Below are 22,938 nucleotides of genomic sequence, written 5' to 3' on the forward strand. Positions count from 1 at the left end.
TTTTTTGAAGCTGGAAATAAAACAGAAAGGCCTATACTTTGAGTATGGCACAACACAGGGTATAGCCATAAAAATAAGAAGACGGGAAGTATTTTCGTACCTGCTAATTCTGCTATATTGCACCAAAAATCCAACTTTCTATGAAACAACTTTACAGAAAAACACGCCTGCCGCGCTGGCAGGTGTTCCTACCGCTTTGTTTGCTGCTGTTTGCGCAGTGTACCTCCACCCGCCTCTCGTTGCAGGACGGAAAACGAATTGAAGAGTTAGGTGTCTGCCTTGTTTTTGCTGAGGATGTGCCACCCGCGTTTCAGGAGCAATTTGAGAATACGCTGGAAGCGTATATGCAGCGATACAACAGGCAGCCGCACGCCTTTAAGCTAACTGAGTGCCGGGATGAAAGCGCCCTGCTTCTTCGGGTAGAGCATGTGCAGTACACTAACTCCGGTCAGCGTGCCGCAGGTGTAGTCGTGAGCTCCGTCGGGTTGATCGGCGTTCCGGTAGCGATGGTGTCGGCCGGATTGCCTTTCTACCTCGCTTTTTGGTATTTCCCCACCAACCAAACACAGGCTACCCTGGCCCTGAGCAACGACATCGCGCACCCTACATTGGGGGCAGTAAACAGGGTGTACACCAGCGGTGGCATGTTCGGCTCCGATGAGCGGCAGCGCCTGCGCCACGCCAAGAGGTTTGAAAAGCACCTGACAGCCATCTTCTTAGAACTGGAGACCAGCTACAAGAAAACTGCCCGCAAGCCTGCTCCGAGAGGCGCACAAGAGGTTATCTCTGCCGGACCGGTACAGTAACCATACTTAGCCAAAATAAAAAAGCGGCTGCCCTCTTAGGAGAGCAGCCGCTTTTTTATACTTTATACTTCACTTTACAGCGATGCCAGGCTTTGCTCAATGGCGTGGATCTTCGCCTCCGCGTCGGCTTTTTTCTTGCGCTCGTTGGCAATTACTGCTTCCGGGGCTCCGCTCACAAAACGCTCGTTGCTCAGCTTCTTATCCACCGATGCCAGGAAGCCTTTGGTATACTCCAGCTCCTTCTGCAGGCGCTCGCGCTCGGCTGCCACGTCAATGTTGCCTTCCATTGGGATGAAGAACTCGTCGCCGGCCACGATGAAGCTGATGGCACCTTCCACATTTTCCTGCACAAACCTGATCTCGCCGAGGTTGGCCAGTTTGCTTAGGATGCTGTGGAACGGCTCATAGTTATCCTGGTTCATCACCTTGATGTACAGGTCGAGCTGCTTGGAGTTAGCGATGTTCTTGGAGTTGCGGATGTTGCGCACAGAACCTACCACGTTCAGCACGTTCTCCATCTTCTCGATGATGTCCTTATCGAACTTGTCTTTCTTCGGCCATGGCGCTACAATCAGGTACTCCTTCGGCTTACGCTCTTTCAGCTCGTGCCAGATCTCCTCGGTAATGAACGGCATGAACGGATGCAGCACCTTCAGCACTTTCTCCAGGATGGCCGTCGTCGCCTCCAGCGTTTGCTTGTCGATCGGTTGCTGGTAGGCTGGCTTGATCATCTCCAGGTAGCTGGAGCAGAAGTCGTCCCATACCAGTTTGTACACAGCCAGCAGCGCATCAGAGATACGGAACTTGCTGAAATGGTCCTCTATCTGCACAAAGGCCTCGTTAAAGCGCGACTCGAACCACTTCACGGCCATCTCATTCGGGAATGGCAGGCTCTCGTCCACCTCCCAGCCTTTAATCAGGCGGAAAGCGTTCCAGATCTTGTTCGAGAAGTTACGGCCCTGCTCTACCAGCTTTTCGTCGAAGAGCAGGTCGTTGCCGGCCGGTGAGCTGAACAACATGCCCGCACGCACGCCGTCGGCCCCGTACTGGTCGATCAAATCAAGCGGATCCGGGGAGTTGCCCAGTGATTTGGACATCTTGCGGCCCTGCGCATCGCGCACAATACCTGTCAGGTACACATTTTTGAACGGCAACTCGTTGCGGAACTCGTAGCCGGCCATAATCATACGGGCCACCCAGAAGAAGAGGATCTCCGGAGCCGTTACCAGGTCGTTGGTCGGGTAGTAGTACAGGACATCTTTATTGTCCGGGTCTTTGAAGCCGTCGAACACCGAGATAGGCCACAGCCACGAGGAGAACCAGGTATCCAGCACGTCTTCGTCCTGGCGCAAATCTGAAAGTTGCAGGTTGTCGTTGCCGCTCTCTTTACGGGCCAGTTTCAGAGCTTCCTCCGCCGTGGCAGCCACTACGAAAGAACCGTCCGGCAGGTAATACGCCGGTATCTGCTGTCCCCACCACAGCTGGCGCGAGATACACCAATCGTGCACGTTCTCCATCCAGGAGCGGTACATGTTCTTGAACTTGGGCGGGTGCAGGCGTATTTCATCGTTCATCACGGCCTCCAGCGCAGGCTTGGCCATCTTGTCCATCTTGCACCACCACTGCATCGACAGGCGCGGCTCTATCACGGCACCCGTACGCTCGGATGTCTGCAGCACAGAGGCATACTCCTCTATCTTCGCCAGCAAGTCGGCCTCTTTAAGGTCTTTGACGATGTTGCGGCGCGCCTCAAAACGGTCCTGCCCCACATACAGCTGCGCCTGCTCGTTCAGGGTACCGTCGTTGTTCAGGATGTCGATAGTAGGCAGGCGGTGCTTCTGGCCCAGCTCGTAGTCGTTCAGGTCGTGGGCAGGCGTTACTTTCAGAGCACCCGTACCGAACTCTATACTTACGTATTCATCCAAAATCACCGGAATCTCTTTGCCAAGCAGCGGAATACGCACGCTTTTGCCATGCAGGTGCGTGTAGCGCTCGTCGTTCGGGTTCACGGCCACGGCCACGTCGGCCATAATGGTTTCTGGACGCGAGGTAGCCACGGTCAGGTATGTTTTTTCGGCTCCATCAGCTACCACCTCATACTTGAGGTGGTACATTTTGGCCATCGTATCTTTTGGAATCACCTCTTCGTCGGAGAGGGCGGTCTGGCCCTGCGGGTCCCAGTTTACCATGCGCACGCCGCGGTAAATCTGGCCTTTGCGGTACAGGTCCACAAACACCTCGATTACGGCAGCAGAAAGGTCCTCCTCCATCGTGAAGCGGGTACGGTCCCAGTCGCAGGAGGCGCCCAGTTTCTTAAGCTGCTCGAGGATAATGCCGCCATACTTCTCTTTCCACTCCCAGGCGTACTTAAGGAATTCCTCACGCGTCAGGTCGCTTTTGCTAATGCCTTTTTCCTTCAGCATGGCCACTACCTTCGCTTCCGTGGCAATGGACGCGTGGTCGGTGCCCGGCACCCAGCAAGCCTCTTTGCCCTGCATGCGCGCCCGGCGAATAAGCACATCCTGAATCGTGTTATTGAGCATGTGACCCATGTGCAGCACGCCCGTTACGTTCGGCGGCGGAATCACGATGGTGTAAGGCTCCTTGTTCGGGTTTGGCTCGGAGTGGAAGAAGCCACGCTCCATCCAGCTGTCGTACCACTTTTTCTCTACTTCCTTGGGGTTATATTTCGTTGAGATTGACATCGTATACTTTCGTTTTTTGCTTGTTGGGCGAAGAAGCAAAATTAGGGATTTTTGCTGATTGTTGATTGTTAATTGTTGATTGACTTACCGGTGATGAGGGAGATTTAAGCGATTTGCAGGATTGGCCCATTTAAGCCACGGTTTTACCTGGCTTTACAAGCTTTAAACCCTCAATACTGATGCTGTCAAAAATCCTGTAGCATCGGCCTAATCCTTGTAAATCACCGGTCAGACGATTTGCAGGTTATACTTGGTGAGCAAGCCCTGTAGCCCATAGTTAGAGAATTTCGCTTTTTTGATGGTGTTGGCCTCCGGGTCAATGTCAAAGTTAAAAGCTGTGGAGAAGTCTGCGCCGGAGAGGTTGGTGCGGTTAAAGACAGCCCGGTACAGGTCTGTATCCTCAAAAACGGCATGTGCCAGGTCGGCCCCGGAGAAGTCGGCGCCCTTTAGCGAAGTATGGACAAACTTAGTTCGGGGCATTTTCCGGTTCTGGAAGGAAGTATAGTCGAGCACGCCATGCTCAAACCGCACTGTAAAGAGCCCCTCCTCGCAGGCGCTGAAGTTCACCCCCATCAGCTTGCACTCCTTAAAAACCGCATCATTCAGGGTCGTGTGGCTTAGGTTGAGCATCGCCAGGTTACAGCCGATAAAGATGCAGTCGGTAAAGCGGTTCCGTGAGAAATCGCCGTTCGAAAAGTCGCAGTTTTTAAAGGTGCACCTTTCGAATTCCCTGTTGTTGATGGGCTTGTTCGGGTATACTATCTTGTCAAAGGTTTTGCCCTCGTGTATGGCTCCTTCCATGATGTTATACTTTAAAACTCAGGTTCTGATGAACCCACCCCTAACCCCTCCCGAGAGGGGAATTCCTGTAGCTGTACTATAATTCCCCTCCTCGGAGGGGCTGGGATAGGTTTACACCTTCACGAAAGCACGAAAATCGCAGCTTAAGTTTATGAAACAAAAAAACCTGCCCATTACAGACAGGTTTTTATACGTTGCTGATGCTTTATACTTAAGCCTCCTGGTGCAACCAGCTTTTCTTGGCCAGCAGTTCTTCCTCTGTCTCGCGGTAATCCGGGTCGTCTACGCAGCAATCCACAGGGCAAACGGCAGCGCACTGCGGCTCCTCGTGGAAACCTGTACACTCGGTACACTTATCGGAAACAATGTAGTAGAACTCATCAGAAATGGGTGTCTGTGGCGCATCGCCGGGGATAATCTCACCCCCGTCAATCTCCACCTCCTTCAGTGCAGTACCGCCTCCCCACGTCCACTCCGCACCGCCCTCGTAAATGGCAGTGTTCGGGCACTCCGGCTCGCAGGCTCCGCAGTTAATGCACTCATCGGTTATCATGATAGCCATAGTCGTATCTCCTGTATATTTTTTATACTTTTGTACTTCGATTCAGTTTATACTTAGGAACAAAATTAGGAACAAACCCTATCCCTATCAAGTTTATTTTTAGCAGCCATACATTTTGCCATGACATTAGAGAACAGGATTGAAGCCTTTGTAGAACTCGGGAAACAGTTGCAACACCTTTCTCCCGAAGAGCGGCAGGCCTGGGCCTTCTCCGCCGCCTCCCGCAACCCCTGGTTTACAGAGGATAACGTTTCCTGTGCGATGCAAGGCGTGGCTGTCATGCTGGAGGAGCAATACCTCCGTGAATGGCTGTACCCGTACCACTTCAAACAGGTTACACCTAAAAAGGTTGGCGTGGTGATGGCCGGCAACATCCCGATGGTAGGCTTTCATGATTTACTGTCGGTGCTTATCAGCGGGCACACCCTGCTGGCCAAGCTCAGCTCCAGCGACGACATGCTCATCAAGCGCCTGGTGAATATGCTCATCGCCATAGAGCCTGCCTTTGCCGACCGAATCGAATTCGTGGATTTGCTGAAAGAGGCCGACGCGATTATCGCTACCGGCTCTGATAACACCGCCCGCTATTTTGAGTACTACTTTGCCAAGCGCCCGCACATCATCCGCAAGAACCGCACAAGTATAGGCGTGCTTACCGGCCACGAGGAGCCCGACGACCTGCGTGCCCTGGGCGAGGATATCTTCCGCTACTATGGCTTGGGCTGCCGCAACGTGTCGAAGGTGCTGGTTCCGGAAGGTTATACTTTTGAGAAGCTGTTCGAGGCCAACCAGCACCGTGCTAACCTGCTGGACCACCACAAGTACCAGAACAACTACGACTACAACAAATCTATCCTGCTGGTAAACCGCGTACCGCACTTCGACAACGGCTTTATGCTGGTGCAACAGAGCGATAAGCTGGTATCGCCTATCTCGGTGTTGTTTTACGACACCTTTGCCTCCCTGGCAGACCTGCGCCACAAGCTTCACGAAGTAAAGGACAAGACACAGGTGGTAGTGGCGGCACACGGCTGGCTGGAAGGCAGCATTCCGTTTGGCCAGGCGCAGACGCCTATGGTGTGGGATTATGCCGATGGCGTGGACACACTGGCGTTTCTGCAGCGGCTGTAGTACCCTAAAAATCAGCGTTCAAACATTGCATATTTCCAAGCAGTTTCTTAAATTGTTTAACTAAACTAATAGAAACCGCACATGGAAAGTTATGTAAACACCATCCCAATGGTGGAGAAGGAGCTTATTCCTTCGCTCCGCTTTGGGCAAGAAGACGTACTCACAGACCCTGAGGCGCGCAAGAAGCGCATGTGGGACTTAAACCGTGCCACCGCACTTGGCAACGTATACCGGGGCAAGGTAGAGATTACCTTTCAGACAGCCGACGGGGTGCAACGGCGCGTGGACACCACCGTGTGGGCCGTGGATGACCGTTTTATGACGCTGAAAGCCGGCTGCTCCATCCCTGTCACCTCTATTGTAGGTATCGAGTTCTTCTAAACAAGAGCTCCCCCTGTTTCTAATACTGAGGCAAGTATAACTATACTTGCTTTTTTTGCTGCTGCCTCACTTCTGTGTTTAAACGCAATTCCGGCATGGTATCTGCACTATATATCCCGAACCAAACGAGAAATATATGATGCAAGACACCAAGAACAACACACAACTAATCAGTAAAGAGCGCATTCCAACCTTAAAATTCAGCAAGAATGACGTGCTGCAGGATGCCGACGCGAAAAGCCGTCGCTACTACGCCGCCAACCGCGCCACCATCCTGGGCAACACTTACCGCAACAAGTCCATGATCACGTTCAAGACAGCTTCCGGCGAGATCAAATGCGTGGAGGCTGCACTCTGGGGCTTCGACAAGGACTTTGTACTACTTAAATCCGGCATGTTTCTACCGCTGTGCGCTATCCTGGAAATTAATTACTGCTAAACCATGACACCACTCCCGCCTATACTTCCACCCAAGTATAAAGTATAACAGCTTGCCCGGTAAACCTGAGCAAGCTGTTATTTTTTTGGCCGGTTTATACTTATATTCTATCCAGCACCTTCAGGATTAGCTCGTCAATAACCTGCTCGGCGTTCTCGGCAAACTGCTGCGTGATGCGGTTGGCCACAATGGCGTTTAGCGAGAGCATCTCGTGCCCCAGCAGGCGGCCCATGCTGTAGTAGCCGGCTGTTTCCATCTCGAAGTTGGAGAGCATGTAGTCGTTGTGGCGGAAGTTGTGGTAAGTCTGCAGCAACTGCTGGTTACGCAGGCCTCCCCGCAGCACGCGGCCCTGCGGCGCGTAAAAGCCGGGGCAGGTAAGCGTGTTGCCTGGTATCATGTCAAAAGCGATTTTTTGGATGAGGCTTTGCGAGCCGCTTACCAGGTAAGGTTGAAAGCCCAGGCCCAGTTCCTGCTGTAATTTGGAAGTTATACTTTGTTCCTCCGCTGTCTGCTCCAGGGGGTAGAACTGCATGAGGGTATCCAGGCCGATGCTGGTGTGGGAGGCCAGGTGGCTGCCCAGCGGCACCGACTCCTGCAGCGACCCTGAGGTACCGATGCGCACAATCTTCAGGCTTATTTTATCCTCATTCACCTCGCGGCTGCGGAAATCGATATTCACCAGCGCGTCCAGCTCATTCATCAGAATGTCGATGTTATCGGTGCCCATGCCCGTGGAGATGACTGTAAGCCGCTTGCCTTTGTAGTAGCCGGTGTGCGTGATAAACTCGCGCTTGGCCACCTCCACCTCTATCTCATCGAAGTGCCGGCTTACCTTGACCACGCGCTCCGGGTCGCCTACGGTGATGATGGTGTCGGAAATATGCTCGGGCTGCAGGTTGAGGTGGTATACTGTGCCGTCTGGGTTGATGATTAGTTCTGATTCAGGGATGTAGGTCATGGTTCTTTTTTGCGTATCACGTAGCACGTATCATGTAGCACGACTGGATTCTTTGATAATGTGACAAAAGACCTTCTGACAAATGACTCAGGAAGTTTTAAAGAAGGTCTGAGCATTTTTTGGCATAAATCCTTTGTCAAAAGGTCGTGCTACTTGTGTCGTGGTACGTGATACGTAGTTTAAATAAACACGAAAAGCGTGGCCGTTGGGCGCACGCTTTTCTGAGCTTTAGAGAATACTTATATTTGTACGTCAGTTTTCTTCTTGCGGTTAAATCCTTTTAACGGATTATAGCCATTCAACTCTTTTTGATAGTAACCGGTACCATCGTAAGGGCGTTTCTCGGGGTGCTCCTTGCACTCTGATGAGCAGGCGCCATCCAGTTCCCAACCACAGGCCTCGCAAATCGGCACGTGCAGGTTGCATACCGGGTTAGCGCAGTTCACCATGCGGTCGCTCTTAGTGCCGCACACGTGGCAGGTAGAGATAACGGTTGGGTTCACCGTGTTTACATTCACGGCCACGCGGTTGTCGAACACATAGCACTTGCCTTCGAAATCCTCGCCGCCGGCCTCCATGCCATACTTGATGATGCCGCCGTGCAGCTGGTATACGTCCTCAAATCCCTGCTCCAGCAAAAAGGCGCTGGCCTTCTCACACTTGATGCCGCCGGTACAGTAGGTCAGGATTTTCTTGTCCTTGTACTTTTCCTTCAGCTCCTCTACTTTCTCCGGAAACTCACGGAAGTTCTCGATGTCCAGCGTTATGGCGTTCTTGAAGCGGCCCACGCTGTGCTCGTAGTCGGAACGCACGTCCAGTACCACCACATCCTCGCGGTCCTTCATCTCCTTAAACTCTTTCGGAGCCAGGTGCTTGCCGGTGCGGGCGTTCGGGTCGATGTGCAGCAGGCCGGAGTGCACAATCTCGGATTTAGTGCGCACGTGCAGCTTGGCAAAAGCGTGCTTGTCGGAGTAATCCACCTTGAAGTCGATTTTGGCAAAGCGCGGGTCAGCGTGCATGGCAGCCATATACTTCTCGCAGTCTTCTTTCAGACCAGAAATAGTGCCGTTCAGGCCTTCTTTGGAAATGATGATACGCCCGAGCAGGTTGAGCTCCAGGCAAAAAAGGTGGTGTTGCTCACGAAACGCCTCCGGGTCCTCGATGGGCGTGTAGCAATAGTACAGTAATATGCTGTAGGGTTTGTTCATAACTGCTTAGTTTCGGCTAAGTGTTTGACTTTATTTGGTTATTAGTTATTCGTTGTTCGTGATTGGCCTAAATCAGGATTATTCCTTCCCTTATTCACTCATCCGCTCACGCACTCATTTAAAATTTCCCGCAAAAGTATCACCTGCCGCTCGGCCGCAAAATGACTTTTGTCAGTTCTGTAACAGCGGGGGCAAGTATAAAAGTTTACTTTACAGGGGCCGCCGGGTTACCGAACACCGTGGCTTTGGCAGGCACATCGGCCACCACCACCGAACCGGCGCCTACGCGGGCGTTCTTGCCGATTTTCACACCAGACACCACTACCGCGCCTGTTCCGATAAAGGCTCCGTCTTCTACCACTGCCTCTGCGTTGATGATAGCGCCGGCACCAATTTCTACGTTATCACCCACCTCTGCTTTGGTATCCACCAGCGCGCGGGCGTGGATGATGTTATTGTCGCCTACTCTGGCGTTGTTGCTGATGATAGCGCCCGCGCCCACCAGGTTACCGTGGCCCAGCCAGGCATTCTCCGATACGGCGCTGAAACGGTGGATGGCGTTTACCGGCACTGCCTTATACTCTTCCTTCAGCAGTTTCACCAGGCCTTTGCGCGCGGCGGAATCCTCTACGGCCACAAACACGTCGCACTTCTTGCCTACCAGCTTCAGGAAATCGCTGTTTTCGGTATTGCCCATCACCGCCACGTTGTTCACCTCTTCCTGTTGCAGTTTATCGTCCAGGAAGCAGTATACCATCACGCTGTTGCTGTTAAAGATGTCCAGAGCGGTCGTACCCAGTTTTTGGGCACCCAATATGATTACCGGATTTTGCATAACTCAGTCTTAAATAAGGCGCAAAGGTACAAAAAAGCGAGGGAGTTTGAAAGTACCGCTACGGGAAGCGCAAGCGCTGCAGCAAGCGCTGAGCATACACATTTTGCAGCAGCAGGTACACCAGAAACGGCAGGTACACGATGCGGTAGCGGCTTAGGGTGCCGAAGTTCGGGGTAGAGAGCCCGGTAACGCCGGCCATGCAGAGTATAAACACGAGCAGCAGCACGTGCAGTAGCGCCACCCTTCTACTTGCCCCGTTTCGAAAAGCAGATGCCACAGCCAAAGCAGTCAGCAGGAGCAGCAGCAGGTTCTCCAGCCCACTCAGCAAGTATAACAGCCGCCAGGACTCGCCAAGGAAGGGACGGTAGATAGAGCTCAGCGCCGCCTCGGGGTAGTGCAGGAGCATACTTAGCAGAGTTGGTTCCAGGTCGTGGAGATTGATGTGCGGCCTGTGCTGGGAGCGGCTCAACAGCGTGCTGTAGTTGCGCTCCAGGTTCCAAAGTATAAAATCGGGATTAAATACGGAGCGTTGCCACATCACTACCAGCACCACTACACCTGCCAAGGCCAGCAGAAGCAGCAACTGTACCCTAGGCGACTGCAGCGGCTTGACGTATACTTTCAGGCGTTGCACCAGCACGTAGGCCAGCAAGAGCGGCAGCAGCAAACCGGCATAAAACAGTTTTATTTTGATGAACACGTATACCTGCAGGGGCAGCAACAGCCAGGTCCAAATGCTGAGTTTTTGCCCTTGCGCCAGCTGCAGCGCCGCTCCCACTACCCAGCACATGCTGCCAAACATCACCGGCTCCTTCATCACGCCCGTGCTCCAGAACACCACCGACGGGAAAAACAGGAATGCCGCCACCGCCGCCGATTTATACTTTGGAAGTACGCGCGTAAGCACCGACACCAGGTATAAACTGCCCCAGAAACTGAAAAGCGACAGGTAGAGGTTGTTGAGGTAATATGCCCCGGCGGTCAGCAGATTCAGCACGCTCAGCAGCTTGACAAAGTAAAAGGAGTTGGTAAAGTCCGGAAACCGGGAGAAAGGCAAGGAAGCGCGAAACGCCTCGCTCTCAAACTGGTTGAAGAACAAAAGCCTCAGGTAAGCCGATGGATGTTGCCCAGCATACTCCATTAGTTGCAGACTGGCGGCATGGTACACGTGGGTATCGCTGGAGTTGGCATAGCTGTAGCGAAAAATGGCAAAGGTCAGAGCCAGGAGCAGTTTGAGCCCCAGCGCCAGCCAGAAGTATGGTCTGAGTTTTTGCGTCCACGCCTGCCGGTACAGCCACCAGACCAGGCCACCCAGTATAAGCAAGTTAACGAGGTAGATGAGAAGTATGCTCACAGGGCGGCTTTATGCTGTTTCATGATTTTGTTGCCGACGGCGCAGCGCATGCAGTTGATGGGGTGGCAATAGTGTTTGTACAGCCCCAGGGCCGCCTGGTTATCTGCCGCGGATTTGGCGCACCAACCCAGCTCCTCATAAAGCCGCGTATACCTATTGCTATCCTCCTTCAGCAGTTCTAATAAGTTAATGGCTTTCTCCAAATAAGTGCGCTCGCCGCTATAGTTGGCGTAGGCGGCAAGTATAGGCACGGCCACGTTAATCACCAAATTGCGGGCGCTGCTTTTGCCCATTCCTTTGGTTATCGTTTTGCTTTCCCGCCCAAACATATAATGCCGCTGCCAGTAGGGAGATACACTTGCCAGAAACAGCTGCTCATACTTTTTTACAGCATCTGCTTCCAGTATGTTGGTGAAAAAGGAAGGATGCTGCAGCAAGGCCGCCAGTTGGGCCAGCCGCACCGTCGGGAAGTTGGCCGGGCGCATGCGGAGGAAATTCCAGTGGTGGCGCGGCAGGGGCTCTAGTTTATACTTGTGCCGCAGAAACGTGTACTCCCGCTGCAGCTGCTGTGCATAACCGCCCTCCGCATCAGCTAAAAAGCCAGCTTGACCCAGCAGCAGCGCCTCCAGTTGCAGCAAGTTATGCTGATGCCGCCGCACCACGTGGAACGGCAATGATTTGGCCAGCAACTCAAAGGCCTGCTGGTTTATTTTAAAGCCGAAGCCACGCAACAAAGTATAGAAACTCGCCTGCTCCCAGTCGTTGCCGTAGCTGCGGTATACCTGCAGCACCTCCCCGCCCTTTTCTTCCAGCCGCTCTACCAGCGCCCGCTCCAGCATCAGCGCCTTGGTAATCTCCGGAACGCCGGGCCAGAAGGAAGCACAGGGAATAGCGTGCTGTGATTGCTGCAAGGCTTCATAGGTTTTTAGCAACTGTAAATCCACCCTATGCTGCAGTTCGAGCACCGGCACCAGGGTTCCGTCGGTTCGCAGCACGGGCACGTCGGCCTGCCAGACCACGTGCAACACCACCTGGTCATACTTAGGGTCGTGCTGGTGCTGATGGCGGTGCCAGTCGGAGGCGTTCAGGTGCACCTCCACGCTGCCCGCCCACTCCACCTCCCCTATCCGCAGGAAGGCTTCCCGGAAATCTGGCCCCGCATCGGTATTATAAAACCCTATCCGCAACACCTGCAGCGGCTCACCCACGGTGGTAGCCAAATCGGTTTTATCGAAATACTGATGCTGCCAGATGTAGTGCAGGAAGTCTTCCTTCATGGTGCGGGTTTATACTTCAAGATGCGGAAAGTAACGTATAAAATCAACCAAAGTATAAACGCCTGCTCCTAGATAAAGGAACAGGCGTTTATACTTTGAGCAGGCTATACTTAGTTTTCGTTGCCTCTATACTTGATTTGCATGCCATGCAGGAAGTTTCGCAGGATTTGGTCCTTTAGCGGGCGGTAGTGCTGGTGGTCAGGTTTGCGGAAGAAGGCACTTAGTTCGTGCTTGCTCAATCGGAAGTTAGCCAGCAGCAGGATCTCCAGAATGTCCTCGTCTTTCAAGTTAAGGGCTATTTTGAGCTTGCGCAGCGTGACGTTGTTGTTCAGGCGCTTCTCCGGCTCCGGCTGCGGACCTTCTTTTTTACCACGTTTTTCGTTGATAAAGCCGTTGAGGAAAGCCGCCAATAGTTCATCATTCAGCTCTTTGTACTCCGGGTCTTCTTCCTTCTTCAGCCAGTCGCTTACCTCGGCGCGCGTTACCTGCTTGCCGCCCGAGCCGAACAGTGCTATCATTTTATCGTCACCGTAATCAAAAGTATAGCGGATGCGGCGAAGTATGTCGTTGTTGGTCATTTATTCTAAATAAGGTTGAATTTATAGCGTTACCTGACTTTACCTAAACCAAGTAATCAGTAAGTCTGTTCAGCAAACGTACACAGCCTGTAATATACTTCAAAGTATAAATTTGCAAACAAACTATTTACAGAAGACCATCGGATAGCGCACAGCAACCTGCCCTTTTGCAATTTTCTTCAGTTTTCCCTCCAGCAGCCTCCTGGTCAGAGGCTTCAGGTAATTAAGGAAAAGAATGCCTTCGGTATGGTCGAACTCATGCTGCACCATTCTGGCCGTTGCACCGCTGAAAGTTTCCTGGTATTTCTGAAAGTTTCTGTCGTAGTACTCCACTGTAACCGACCATGGCCTTGTTACTGCCTGCTGCAGGCCCGGAATGCTTAAACAGCCCTCATCATCCTGCCAGGTAGTTTCGGAACGTTCAACGATGCTGGCATTGATGAATGTCTTTACAATACCGGTATCGCCCGGGTTAAAATAATGCCTCCTGTCACTGGCGCCCATGTGTTCATAGGTAGACTTGCTGTTGACCACAAACAGGCGAATGGCTCTGCCAACTTGCGGAGCAGCCAAGCCACAGCCATTGGCGTTATACATGGTTTCCCACATTGCGTCGATAAGGTCATCAAGCCCAGGATAAGTTTGGGGCACTTCCACGCATCTCTGCTTCAGGATGGGATGACCGTAAGAAAGGATTGGCATTTTCATCTCGCTGTCTTTTTAGGCAAAGATCCAAAGAACCGTGTGCCTGCGAAATGAACCTATGTTAAGAAATCTGCCTGCGGATTCTGCTAAGCCCCTGCGGCGTAACACCAATATAGGAGGCTACATACTTGAGCGGAATTTGCCTGACAATGTTAGGCTGCTGGTAGAATAACTGAAGGTAACGCTCTTTGGCTGTATACTTTAAAAGCGATAACTCCCGTTTGCTTTTGGCCAGGAATAGCTTTTCGGCAGCTATGCGCCCTAAGTAATTTCCGACTTGCGTGTTGGCATAAACTTTCTGGAGATCATCAAAAGAGATTCGCCACACAGTGGTGTCGGCCAGTGCCTGTAGCTCGTATTCAGAGGGCAAACGGGTTAGGAAGGAGTCGTAGGCGCAGGTAAATTCCTTTTCGAAGCAGAAGCTAAAGGTAAGGTCATTGTCTTCGCCTGGCACATAGTGGCGTATGATGCCTACTTCCACAAACGACAGGTAATTCTCCACCTGCCCCTTTGCCGTAATAACCTCTCCTTTGGCAAAAGACTTCCGCTCAAAGCAAGAAGATATGTATTGCCAATCAGCCTCCACCAGCTTTACAATTCTCTCGTAGTATTCTCTGACGTATCCCATAGGCAGCTGGATTGTTTGCTATACACCTTATCCGTATATTTATTCCTCCAGGTTTAGCTGCCACGACACGCCATACTTGTCGGCATATTAAAAGTAACAGGCTACCTAAGCCTTTCTCACAAACTCAGATTTAAGTCCCATCGAGCCAAAACCATCAATTTTGCAGTCGATGTTATGGTCTCCGTCCGTCAAGCGGATGTTTTTTACTTTTGTGCCAGCCTTTACAGGTTTCGGAGCCCCTTTTACCGGCAGGTCTTTAATTACGACAACCGTATCGCCATCCTGCAGGACGTTTCCGTTGGCATCTAATACCTTCAAGCCCGCCTCTTCCTCCACTTCACTGGGATTCCACTCATTGCCACACTCCGGGCAAGCGTACATTTCCTCACCCATTGCATAGCCATAAGGCGAATTACACTTTGGGCATTGCTTCATTTCTTCTGACATAGTACTATTTGATATTAATGTTTTGGATTTGACTAATTAGAAAGTCTCTGCTCTGAGGTAGTGTAGCCATAGGTCGGGGGCTAGATATTCTATTTCCTTACCGATATAAATTAAGTATGCAATTGATGAATTATACATCACTACCTCCAGGACTTTACTGCATTAGTTAAGTTATATTCAACCTGTAATGATAATATTCTTCAATCACGCTTTCTAAAACACTTTTGATTGCTGATAATCTATCTATCAAATTTTCTAAATCTACTTCTACATTCCCGATTTCACCTACATAGAAGTGGTTTTCATACCTATTGCTGAAAGGATATCTAGAAAAATCCATTTTATCAGCCTTATCTGTTGATTCTATCTTTTCTGATAGTTCATTTATATAATCTGACAATCCTCTAGACCACTCGTCAAACTCTCTCAAAGCTTCTGATCCATCTAGTGTTTCTACTTTCCTCCTAACAGTAGAGAAGATTTGTTTAATGTTGTGCTTTCCTTCAACTTTTAACTCAAGCTGGAGAAGTTGGTTAAGGGTCCAATTAATGGCCTTCAGATATAACTCTATACCATGATTGGCATTTGTTAGAATCGGGAAAATTAAAATATCTGCTCGTTTATCCTGATTATCCTTGAGGCAGTGTTTAGCTAACTCTATGGATGATATCAGAAACCCTTCAGCAATGTTAATTAAATTAAGTATATCAGACCTTTCTGAAATTCTCCAATTCAGAAAAGCTGTTTTGTTATAATCTTCATTTCCTGAAAATACTGGCTTCATGTTTCTTAGTAACTGAAAGCACCCTTACCCCTACAACAACTCCTCCAGCAGTTTCTCCATCTCACGCTGCACGGCAAAGGCAGCTTCACGGGCGCGCTCTGCAAAGTCATAGCCCGAGGAGGCGTAGATGATGGCGCGCGATGAGTTTACCAGCAGGCCGCACTGGCGGTTCATGCCGAGGCGGGAGATTTCTTCCAGGCTGCCGCCCTGCGCTCCCACACCCGGCACCAGCAGGAAATTGTCTGGTGCTACTTGGCGCACGCGCTGCACGTAATCGGCTTGCGTGGCACCTACCACGAACATCAGCTGGTCGGCAGTAGCCCACTCCTGGCTGGTTCTCAGCACCTGTTCAAACAAGTATTCCTCGTTGCCATCCTCCAGGCGCAGCATCTGGAAATCCTGACTGCCGGCGTTAGAAGTCAGCGCCAGCAGAATCACCCACTTGCCCGCCTGCGTCAGGAACGGCTTTACCGAGTCGGCACCCATGTAGGGGGCCACCGTTACCGAGTCAAAGTCCATGTTCTCGAAAAAGGCGCGGGCATAAAGCTCAGAGGTATTTCCAATGTCCCCACGCTTAGCATCGGCTATTGTGAAGATGTCCTTCGGGATAACCTGCAGCGTTTTTTGCAGACTTACCCAACCCTGCGGCCCCTGCGCCTCATAAAAGGCAATATTGGGTTTGTAAGCCACGCAAAGGTCGGCAGTGGCCTCTATGATCTGGCGGTTAAACTCGAAAACCGGATCTTCCAGATCCAGCAGGTGCTGCGGCAGCTTCAACGGGTCGGTGTCGAGGCCGATGCACAGGTATGATTTCTTATTGAGGATCTGCTCGAAAAGCTGCTCTCTTGTCATGGCTTGCAGGGAAATGGTTTATGCAAAAGTATGAATTTGCCCCAGAGCCCGAAACTTTCCCCCTCATTTCCTGCCTACGCTCCCTTATTTATACTTTAAACTTCAGTTGCGACAAACCCACCCCTGCCCCCTCCCGAGAGGGGAATTTCTGTAACTGTAATATAATTCCCCTCCTCTGGATTAGCCAAAACGTGAGTTTTGAGCTAGCGAGCGTAGCTCATAGGGGTGGGTTTACACTTTTACCAAAGTAGTAAATCTCAACTAGGGCTAAGTACAACTATAAAGCAAAACAGGCTGCCCCAAATGGGGCAGCCTGTCTCAGAATCATAAAGGGTTAGGTTTATCTTAAATCTACCACACTCACGCCTTTATACTTGGCCTTATTAAAGGTGAAGGCATCGGCAGCAAGCGTCGGGTTTGCCTGGAAATTGCTGATGGTGTAAGTATAACGGTTGCCGTTGTTACGGAACATCTGCCAACTTCTCAGGGTCTTGTCTTTCTGGTTGATGTACAGGCGCACCTTGTAAATCGGGTTCTTACGATCTTCAGGGGCCAGTTCAATCACATCATACTTCACGCCGCTGATCGTCTCTGTGCCGGCATGCGCATACTTATAGCCTTTTTTATACATGTCGAAGATCTTGCTTGGCGCCATTGCCTCTGCTTCTTCGTCCGTCTCAGTAATCGTTACTTCGTTGGCATCCTTCAGGAAAGTATACATGGTTTTGCCATCGCTGATGACCTCCTGGCCACTTACTCCCAGTCTATACTTGTCGCCGCTCACGGTAACGCTGCCGTTCATGGTTTCCTTTACATTGGCCGATGGGTTTTCCATTGTCTGGGAAAAATCAGCTTTAAAGGCTTTCATGGAGCGGTACTTCTGGCTCATAGCGTTCAGCACCTTGGCCGCCTCCGGGTCTTGCTGTGCATGGGCCACAGACGCAATCATCAACACTGCCAGCAGAAGAGAGAGTAACTTTTTCATATCAGGTTTACGTGTACTTGTTTCTTGGTTTACCCAAGCGTATTCAATAACTGTTCCAAACTGTACTCATCCTGAATCAAAACTTCACGGGCCTTGCTTCCCTCAAAGGGTCCTACTACTCCGGCTGACTCCAGCTGGTCTATCAGGCGGCCGGCGCGGTTGTAGCCCAGCTTCAGGCGGCGCTGCAACAGCGAGGTGCTTCCCTGCTGGTGCTGCACAATCACGCGGGCGGCCTCTTCAAACAACGGATCACGGTTGCTCGGGTCGAAGTCTGCCTTGTCGTTACCGCCCTCGTCACCCACGAATTCCGGCAACAGGTAGGCATCGCTGTAACCTTGCTGCTCACCGATAAAGTCGCAGATGCGGTCCACCTCCGGCGTGTCCACAAAGGCGCACTGAATACGGATCATGTCCGAGCCAATGGAGAAGAGCATATCACCCTGTCCAATCAGCTGGTCGGCACCGCCGGCATCCAGAATGGTGCGGGAGTCGATTTTAGACGTTACCTTAAAGGAAATACGCGCCGGGAAGTTGGCCTTGATGATACCTGTGATTACGTTTACCGACGGACGCTGCGTGGCCACGACCAGGTGTATGCCAATGGCACGGGCCAGCTGGGCCAGACGGGCAATGGGCGTCTCCACCTCTTTACCGGCGGTCATCATCAGGTCGGCCAACTCGTCTATCACCAGCACGATGTACGGCATAAAGCGGTGGCCCTTCTGCGGGTTCAGCTTGCGCTCCACAAACTTGCGGTTATACTCTTTCAGGTTTCGGCAGCCGGCATCTTTGAGCAAATCGTAGCGCATGTCCATTTCCATACACAGCGAGTTGAGCGTGTTCACCACCTTTTTGGTGTCGGTGATGATGGCCTCGTCAGTGTCGGGCAGCTTGGCCAGGAAGTGGCGCTCTATCTTGTTAAACAGCGAGAGTTCCACCTTCTTCGGGTCCACGAGCACAAACTTAAGCTGCGAAGGGTGGCGCTTGTAGAGGAGCGAGGTCAGAATCGTGTTCAGACCAACGGACTTACCCTGGCCCGTGGCACCCGCCATGAGCAAGTGCGGCATTTTGGCCAGGTCGGTGATGAACACCTCGTTGGTGATGGTCTTACCGAAGGCGATTGGCAGATCCATCTCGCTCTTCATAAACTTCTCCGTGGAAAGTATGGAACGGATGGAAACCATCTCCTTCTTCGTGTTCGGCACCTCGATACCAATCGTACCTTTGCCCGGAATCGGCGCAATGATACGGATACCCAGGGCAGCCAAGCTTAGGGCAATGTCATCCTCCAGGTTCTTGATTTTAGAGATACGCACCCCGGCGTCCGGCACAATCTCATAAAGCGTCACGGTAGGGCCAATGGTAGCCTTAATGCTGGCGATGCCGATGTTATAGTTGGCCAGCGTCTCTACAATCTTATCCTTGTTGGCCTCCAGCTCCTCTTTGGTCACCGATACTTTGTTGGCGCCATAGTCATTAAGCAGCTCGATGCTCGGGTATTGGTAGCGGGCCAGATCCAGTGTCGGGTCGTAGTTCTCCATCTCTCCAATGGCAGGCGCCTCTTCGGGTACCTCCTCAATTTCCAGCGCCATTTCCGGTTCTTCTTCCTCTGGCATCACCTCATCCAGGTAAGCATCCTCCGGCAGGTCAATGTCCAGTTCCAGGGCAGGAGACTCTGTTTTGGCAGGAGAAGCGGGCGGCACAGGCTTCTTCTGGTCCTGCAACGACTGCAGTTCCATCTCCAGCGCCCGGTTTATCTCCTCGTCCTCCTCATCAAACGGCGGTTGCTCTTCCTCATAGTCCAGCGAGGCCGTTGGATCGGTGTTATGGTTGATGCTGCTTGTCTTCTTACCCAGCACATCACCTAGGTTCTCAGCATAGTTTTTATCGGCTTTGCCAGCGCCCGCCGCTGCGGCGGCAGGTTTGGAGCTACTCCAGTTTATACTTGTAATGTTAAAGAAACTCACCACAAATACCAGCAGCAGGAAGCCCAGCAGCAGCCAGGAGCCCCAGCCAATCAGGCTGTTAAGCCAGATGGCCGCCTCCACACCGATGGCACCGCCCAGAAAGCCCAGCCCACTAATCGTTTTGGTGGAGAAAACAATGTAACCCATTGTCAGGCTCAGCCACAGCATGCTGAAGCTGCACAGCCCCAGCACATAGCTCAGCGATACCTGCAGGCGCTTGAACACGATTTTAGATCCGGTAAAGAAAAGCACCGGGATCAGGAAAAAAGCCCCGATGCCCACCAGGTCGTTTATAAAGAAGTGCGAGATCCAGGCACCCAGCAGGCCCAGCCAATTCTCCGCCTCCTGCCCCGACTCTTTTAGGCCGGTGCCGCTCACGGTTTCCACCACGCTCTGGTCAGCGTTACCGGTGAAGAGGTAGGATACAAAGGCAATGGTCAGGAAAAAGGAAAGGAGCAGGAACGTAAAGCCCACCGTCAGCTTAAAGCGGCGGTCGTGCAGAAAGCCTATTCTTAGATTTATCCGGGGAGTCGGAATCCGGAAAGACCATTTCTTCTTTTCTTTCTTCGGTTTCTGTCCCTTCGGCATATTTGCCCCACGTGGCTCATTCTTACCACGCACCTCGTTCTTCCGCCCTGCTTGCAGCGTGTCGTCTCTGTAAGTGTTCTTGGCCATACCCTCAGCTAAGTTAGAATCTCAAATTTACACTTTTTCGTGGCATTGCCTCAGCCTTTCAACCTGAAAGTATTTCTACCGGGAGAGTATTTTTTTATTGATCTGGCTTATCAGGGAGGGTCCTTCATAAATAAAGCCGGTGTAGAGCTGTACCAGGTCTGCGCCCGCATCCAGCTTATCGATGGCGTCCTGGGCCGCCATGATGCCCCCCACCCCAATCAAGCGGATCTCCGGTGGCAGGTAAGTGCGCAGGTGCTGTATGATCTGGGTAGATTGTACTGTTAAGGGCTTGCCGCTCAGTCCACCCATACCAATCTCCTGCACCCGTGCCTCCGGTGTGTGCAGTCCGGCGCGGCTCACCGTGGTGTTGGTGCCAATGATGCCGCTCAGCTTCGCCACCTGGGCAATTTCGATGATGTCGTTTAGCTGGTCGAGGTTGAGATCCGGGGCGATTTTGAGCAGCAGCGGCTTGGGCGTACCCATCTTCTGGTTCTCCTCCTGCAGCGATACCAGCAGCTTCTGCAGCGGCTCCTTGTCCTGCAGCGCGCGCAAATCCGGCGTGTTGGGCGAGCTCACGTTCACCACAAAGTAATCCACCACCTGGAACAAGGCCCTGAAGCAGTATAGATAATCACTCAAAGCCTCCTCGTTTGGCGTTACCTTGTTTTTGCCGATGTTGCCGCCCACGATGATGTTGCTCTTGCGCTTCTCCAGCCTGCGAACGGCCGCATCCACGCCCTCGTTATTAAAGCCCATGCGGTTGATGATGGCCTGATCCTGCGGCAGGCGGAACAGGCGCGGCTTGTCGTTGCCTGCCTGTGGCTTGGGCGTCAGGGTGCCAATCTCTACAAAGCCAAAGCCCAGTTCGGCCAGTTCATCCACCAGTTTGGCGTCCTTGTCAAAGCCGGCGGCCAGCCCCACTGGGTTCGGAAACTTCAGTCCAAACAATTCCCGCTCCAGCCTCGGGTCCGTTACCTTAAACATACTTTCGGTGATGCCTTTGGCAAAAGGCAGCTTCAGCGAAGCGCGCAGGGCATCGGTCGTCAGGTAATGTACTTTCTCGGGGTCGAGCTGAAACAGCAGTGGGCGAAGGAGGCTTTTGTACACGGCGTATCGGATTAGGTTATACTTGCCTGCAAAGATAAGATCTGGATGTTAGGATGTAAGGATAGACAGGACTTTATTAGGTGGGGAAGTATAGCCGCATACTTCTTTATCTTATCATCTTACAGGTAATGTCTCCTATATTACTTTGAAGCAGGCAGCAGGCAATCTTATCCATCCAAAAATCCTTACATCCTGATCAGCTGCGCGGATGGAAATCCCGGATCACCTGTTTGAGGTAATCGCGGTCGAGGTGCGTGTAGATTTCGGTGGTGGTGATAGACTCATGGCCCAGCATCTCCTGCACAGCCCGTAAGTCGGCACCGCCCTCTATCAGGTGGGTGGCAAAGGAGTGGCGGAACGTATGGGGACTCACCGTTTTCTGGATACCGGCCTTGGCGGCCAGATCCTTGATGATCGTAAACACCATCACCCGCGTCATTTTAGCGCCGCGCCGGTTGAGGAAGAGGATATCCTCGTGCCCTTTCTTGATATTGAGGTGGCAGCGCACGCCTTCGCGGTAGAGTTGAATGTGCTTTAGAGCATCCCGGCCAATGGGCACCAGCCGCTCTTTGTCGCCTTTACCGGCAATTTTCAGAAACCCGGCATCGGCATACAGGTTGCTGATGCGCAGATCGAGCAACTCAGACACGCGCAGGCCGGAGCTGTAGAGTGTTTCCAGCATGGCGCGGTTGCGGGTACCCTCCGGCGTGGAGAGGTCGATGGCTGAGAGCAGCTGCTCAATCTCATGGAAGTCCAGCGTGTCGGGCAGTTTGCGGCTCAGCTTGGGGGGCTCAATGGTATCCGTCGGGTCGGTCTGCATCATGTCTTCCATGATGAGGAACTTGTAAAAGGCGCGGATGCCGGACAGGGTGCGGGCCTGCGAGTGGGCCGTCATGCCCAGTTCGTTTATCCACTCCAGAAAATCCCGAAGGATGGCTGGCTTCACGTCCTGTGGGGAAACTTGCAGTCCCTTGAGTTCGAGAAACTCCACCAACTTGCGCACATCCCGCCCGTAGGCTTCTACGGAGTGGCGCGAGAGCGACTTCTCCAGTTTCAGGTATTCCTCAAATTGCTTTAAACAGATGCGCCAGTTCACGGTTGGAAGTTAGAGAGTTAGAAAGTTAAAGAGTTAGAAAGTTAGGTAGTACAGCGAATTAGTCGCTTTACCCAAACATCCAGCAATTTAACCATCCAACAATTAAACAATTTTCACTGTGCAAAGATAGTTAATCCTTACCTTTGTAGCCTTGGAAATCTGCATTCGCTGAACTATGAAAGTACTCATTCTAAACGGCCCGAACCTGAACCTGCTGGGCGTGCGCGAGAAGTCGGTGTACGGCAACCGCTCCTTCGAAGACTATTTTGAGGAGCTGAAGGAGGCCTTCCCCGCGCTGGAGCTAACCTACTTCCAGTCTAACACCGAAGGCGTGCTTATCGACAAGCTGCACGAGGTGGGCTTTAGCTACAAAGGCATCGTCTTCAACGCCGGGGCTTATACCCATACGTCCGTGGCCATTTCGGATGCCATCCGGGCCATTGATGCCCCTGTGGTGGAAGTGCACATTTCCAATGTATTTGCCCGTGAGGCCTTCCGGCATAAAAGTATGATTGCCCCTTACTGCAAAGGCAGCATCAGCGGGTTTGGTCTGGACAGCTACCGCCTTGCGCTTCAGTATTTTGAGCGCCTGAAACCGAAACAGATAGGTTTTAATGTATAAGTTCTGCAACCTGGCCCGTTATCAGATCGTTAAAG

23 protein-coding genes are annotated in these 22,938 nt (G+C 52.0%); 5 read left to right on the forward strand and 18 right to left on the reverse strand.

What is annotated here, in order from left to right:
• The first annotated feature begins 140 nt into the window (after nt 1-140).
• Nucleotides 141-806, forward strand: a complete 666-nt coding sequence (locus BM040_RS18670) for a hypothetical protein (RefSeq protein ID WP_092104741.1) — start codon at nt 141-143, stop codon at nt 804-806.
• 74 nt (nt 807-880) lie between these two features.
• Here BM040_RS18670 and BM040_RS18675 read toward each other — a convergent pair whose 3' ends face one another.
• The 3 genes from BM040_RS18675 to BM040_RS18685 all read right to left on the reverse strand — a co-directional run bounded on the left by BM040_RS18675 (nt 881) and on the right by BM040_RS18685 (nt 4,874).
• Complete coding sequence (locus tag BM040_RS18675; protein WP_092104743.1) at nt 881-3,511, reverse strand: valine--tRNA ligase; 2,631 nt, start codon at nt 3,509-3,511, stop codon at nt 881-883.
• A 228-nt stretch (nt 3,512-3,739) separates the two neighbouring features.
• Nucleotides 3,740-4,312 carry a pentapeptide repeat-containing protein gene (locus BM040_RS18680; RefSeq protein WP_092104745.1) on the reverse strand — a complete coding sequence of 191 codons (573 nt, stop codon included), beginning with the start codon at nt 4,310-4,312 and terminating at the stop codon, nt 3,740-3,742.
• 211 nt (nt 4,313-4,523) lie between these two features.
• Nucleotides 4,524-4,874 (reverse strand): 4Fe-4S binding protein, encoded by a 351-nt coding sequence (locus BM040_RS18685; protein ID WP_092104747.1) that lies wholly within the window; start codon nt 4,872-4,874, stop codon nt 4,524-4,526.
• 120 nt (nt 4,875-4,994) lie between these two features.
• Between BM040_RS18685 and BM040_RS18690 the strand changes: the two genes are divergently transcribed.
• The 3 genes from BM040_RS18690 to BM040_RS18700 all read left to right on the forward strand — a co-directional run bounded on the left by BM040_RS18690 (nt 4,995) and on the right by BM040_RS18700 (nt 6,825).
• Nucleotides 4,995-6,005 carry an acyl-CoA reductase gene (locus BM040_RS18690; RefSeq protein WP_092104749.1) on the forward strand — a complete coding sequence of 337 codons (1,011 nt, stop codon included), beginning with the start codon at nt 4,995-4,997 and terminating at the stop codon, nt 6,003-6,005.
• An 81-nt stretch (nt 6,006-6,086) separates the two neighbouring features.
• On the forward strand, nt 6,087-6,386 hold the full coding sequence (locus BM040_RS18695; protein ID WP_092104751.1) for a hypothetical protein: 300 nt from the start codon (nt 6,087-6,089) through the stop codon (nt 6,384-6,386).
• A gap of 136 nt (nt 6,387-6,522) precedes the next feature.
• Nucleotides 6,523-6,825, forward strand: a complete 303-nt coding sequence (locus tag BM040_RS18700) for a hypothetical protein (protein ID WP_245756298.1) — start codon at nt 6,523-6,525, stop codon at nt 6,823-6,825.
• A 100-nt stretch (nt 6,826-6,925) separates the two neighbouring features.
• Here BM040_RS18700 and BM040_RS18705 read toward each other — a convergent pair whose 3' ends face one another.
• The 15 genes from BM040_RS18705 to xerD form a co-directional block, all read right to left on the reverse strand.
• On the reverse strand, nt 6,926-7,783 hold the full coding sequence (locus tag BM040_RS18705; RefSeq protein ID WP_092104753.1) for a nucleoside phosphorylase: 858 nt from the start codon (nt 7,781-7,783) through the stop codon (nt 6,926-6,928).
• 239 nt (nt 7,784-8,022) lie between these two features.
• Nucleotides 8,023-8,991, reverse strand: a complete 969-nt coding sequence (trhO, locus tag BM040_RS18710) for an oxygen-dependent tRNA uridine(34) hydroxylase TrhO (protein ID WP_092104755.1) — start codon at nt 8,989-8,991, stop codon at nt 8,023-8,025.
• Nucleotides 8,992-9,196: 205 nt separating this feature from the next.
• The gene (locus tag BM040_RS18715; protein ID WP_092104757.1) at nt 9,197-9,826 is read right to left on the reverse strand and encodes a NeuD/PglB/VioB family sugar acetyltransferase; all 630 of its coding nucleotides are present in this window, start codon (nt 9,824-9,826) and stop codon (nt 9,197-9,199) included.
• Nucleotides 9,827-9,884: 58 nt separating this feature from the next.
• Entirely contained in the window at nt 9,885-11,180 is a 1,296-nt protein-coding gene (locus BM040_RS18720; protein WP_092104760.1) for a hypothetical protein, read from the reverse strand.
• Nucleotides 11,177-12,457, reverse strand: coding sequence for a DUF2851 family protein (locus BM040_RS18725; RefSeq protein ID WP_092104762.1), 1,281 nt, complete (start codon nt 12,455-12,457; stop codon nt 11,177-11,179). Before BM040_RS18725 ends, BM040_RS18720 begins: the two co-directional genes overlap by 4 nt.
• A 110-nt stretch (nt 12,458-12,567) precedes the next feature.
• On the reverse strand, nt 12,568-13,035 hold the full coding sequence (locus tag BM040_RS18730; RefSeq protein WP_092104766.1) for a YehS family protein: 468 nt from the start codon (nt 13,033-13,035) through the stop codon (nt 12,568-12,570).
• Between the two features lie 123 nt (nt 13,036-13,158).
• Nucleotides 13,159-13,743 (reverse strand): peptide deformylase, encoded by a 585-nt coding sequence (gene def / locus BM040_RS18735; protein WP_092104769.1) that lies wholly within the window; start codon nt 13,741-13,743, stop codon nt 13,159-13,161.
• A gap of 58 nt (nt 13,744-13,801) precedes the next feature.
• The gene (locus BM040_RS18740; RefSeq protein ID WP_092104771.1) at nt 13,802-14,368 is read right to left on the reverse strand and encodes a Crp/Fnr family transcriptional regulator; all 567 of its coding nucleotides are present in this window, start codon (nt 14,366-14,368) and stop codon (nt 13,802-13,804) included.
• Between the two features lie 105 nt (nt 14,369-14,473).
• Nucleotides 14,474-14,815: a zinc ribbon domain-containing protein YjdM gene (locus BM040_RS18745; protein ID WP_092104773.1), complete on the reverse strand. Its 342-nt coding sequence runs from the start codon at nt 14,813-14,815 to the stop codon at nt 14,474-14,476.
• A gap of 166 nt (nt 14,816-14,981) precedes the next feature.
• Nucleotides 14,982-15,599: a hypothetical protein gene (locus BM040_RS18750; protein ID WP_092104776.1), complete on the reverse strand. Its 618-nt coding sequence runs from the start codon at nt 15,597-15,599 to the stop codon at nt 14,982-14,984.
• A 30-nt stretch (nt 15,600-15,629) separates the two neighbouring features.
• Nucleotides 15,630-16,451: an orotidine-5'-phosphate decarboxylase gene (gene pyrF / locus BM040_RS18755; protein WP_092104778.1), complete on the reverse strand. Its 822-nt coding sequence runs from the start codon at nt 16,449-16,451 to the stop codon at nt 15,630-15,632.
• Nucleotides 16,452-16,791: 340 nt separating this feature from the next.
• A complete protein-coding gene (locus BM040_RS18760; RefSeq protein ID WP_092104780.1) occupies nt 16,792-17,436 on the reverse strand; it encodes an outer membrane lipoprotein periplasmic chaperone LolA1 in 645 nt (214 codons plus the stop codon).
• 29 nt (nt 17,437-17,465) lie between these two features.
• Nucleotides 17,466-20,078 (reverse strand): FtsK/SpoIIIE family DNA translocase, encoded by a 2,613-nt coding sequence (locus tag BM040_RS18765; RefSeq protein ID WP_092104782.1) that lies wholly within the window; start codon nt 20,076-20,078, stop codon nt 17,466-17,468.
• A gap of 75 nt (nt 20,079-20,153) precedes the next feature.
• On the reverse strand, nt 20,154-21,185 hold the full coding sequence (locus tag BM040_RS18770) for a quinone-dependent dihydroorotate dehydrogenase (protein WP_092104784.1): 1,032 nt from the start codon (nt 21,183-21,185) through the stop codon (nt 20,154-20,156).
• 196 nt (nt 21,186-21,381) lie between these two features.
• The gene (xerD, locus tag BM040_RS18775; RefSeq protein ID WP_092104786.1) at nt 21,382-22,281 is read right to left on the reverse strand and encodes a site-specific tyrosine recombinase XerD; all 900 of its coding nucleotides are present in this window, start codon (nt 22,279-22,281) and stop codon (nt 21,382-21,384) included.
• A 175-nt stretch (nt 22,282-22,456) separates the two neighbouring features.
• On the opposite strand from xerD, the gene aroQ reads away from it, so the two are divergent.
• Nucleotides 22,457-22,903 (forward strand): type II 3-dehydroquinate dehydratase, encoded by a 447-nt coding sequence (aroQ, locus tag BM040_RS18780; protein ID WP_092104788.1) that lies wholly within the window; start codon nt 22,457-22,459, stop codon nt 22,901-22,903.
• The last annotated feature ends 35 nt before the right edge of the window (nt 22,904-22,938 follow it).

The organism is Pontibacter chinhatensis (genome assembly GCF_900113285.1).
In the GTDB taxonomy this organism is placed as follows: Bacteria; Bacteroidota; Bacteroidia; order Cytophagales; family Hymenobacteraceae; genus Pontibacter; species Pontibacter chinhatensis.

Coding starts and splice junctions, on each gene's coding strand:
- BM040_RS18670 (WP_092104741.1), top strand. CDS start 141: ATGAAACAACTTTACAGAAAAACACGCCTGCCGCGCTGGCAGGTGTTC.
- BM040_RS18675 (WP_092104743.1), bottom strand. CDS start 3,511: ATGTCAATCTCAACGAAATATAACCCCAAGGAAGTAGAGAAAAAGTGG.
- BM040_RS18680 (WP_092104745.1), bottom strand. CDS start 4,312: ATGGAAGGAGCCATACACGAGGGCAAAACCTTTGACAAGATAGTATAC.
- BM040_RS18685 (WP_092104747.1), bottom strand. CDS start 4,874: ATGGCTATCATGATAACCGATGAGTGCATTAACTGCGGAGCCTGCGAG.
- BM040_RS18690 (WP_092104749.1), top strand. CDS start 4,995: ATGACATTAGAGAACAGGATTGAAGCCTTTGTAGAACTCGGGAAACAG.
- BM040_RS18695 (WP_092104751.1), top strand. CDS start 6,087: ATGGAAAGTTATGTAAACACCATCCCAATGGTGGAGAAGGAGCTTATT.
- BM040_RS18700 (WP_245756298.1), top strand. CDS start 6,523: ATGATGCAAGACACCAAGAACAACACACAACTAATCAGTAAAGAGCGC.
- BM040_RS18705 (WP_092104753.1), bottom strand. CDS start 7,783: ATGACCTACATCCCTGAATCAGAACTAATCATCAACCCAGACGGCACA.
- trhO (WP_092104755.1), bottom strand. CDS start 8,991: ATGAACAAACCCTACAGCATATTACTGTACTATTGCTACACGCCCATC.
- BM040_RS18715 (WP_092104757.1), bottom strand. CDS start 9,826: ATGCAAAATCCGGTAATCATATTGGGTGCCCAAAAACTGGGTACGACC.
- BM040_RS18725 (WP_092104762.1), bottom strand. CDS start 12,457: ATGAAGGAAGACTTCCTGCACTACATCTGGCAGCATCAGTATTTCGAT.
- BM040_RS18730 (WP_092104766.1), bottom strand. CDS start 13,035: ATGACCAACAACGACATACTTCGCCGCATCCGCTATACTTTTGATTAC.
- def (WP_092104769.1), bottom strand. CDS start 13,743: ATGAAAATGCCAATCCTTTCTTACGGTCATCCCATCCTGAAGCAGAGA.
- BM040_RS18740 (WP_092104771.1), bottom strand. CDS start 14,368: ATGGGATACGTCAGAGAATACTACGAGAGAATTGTAAAGCTGGTGGAG.
- BM040_RS18745 (WP_092104773.1), bottom strand. CDS start 14,815: ATGTCAGAAGAAATGAAGCAATGCCCAAAGTGTAATTCGCCTTATGGC.
- BM040_RS18750 (WP_092104776.1), bottom strand. CDS start 15,599: ATGAAGCCAGTATTTTCAGGAAATGAAGATTATAACAAAACAGCTTTT.
- pyrF (WP_092104778.1), bottom strand. CDS start 16,451: ATGACAAGAGAGCAGCTTTTCGAGCAGATCCTCAATAAGAAATCATAC.
- BM040_RS18760 (WP_092104780.1), bottom strand. CDS start 17,436: ATGAAAAAGTTACTCTCTCTTCTGCTGGCAGTGTTGATGATTGCGTCT.
- BM040_RS18765 (WP_092104782.1), bottom strand. CDS start 20,078: ATGGCCAAGAACACTTACAGAGACGACACGCTGCAAGCAGGGCGGAAG.
- aroQ (WP_092104788.1), top strand. CDS start 22,457: ATGAAAGTACTCATTCTAAACGGCCCGAACCTGAACCTGCTGGGCGTG.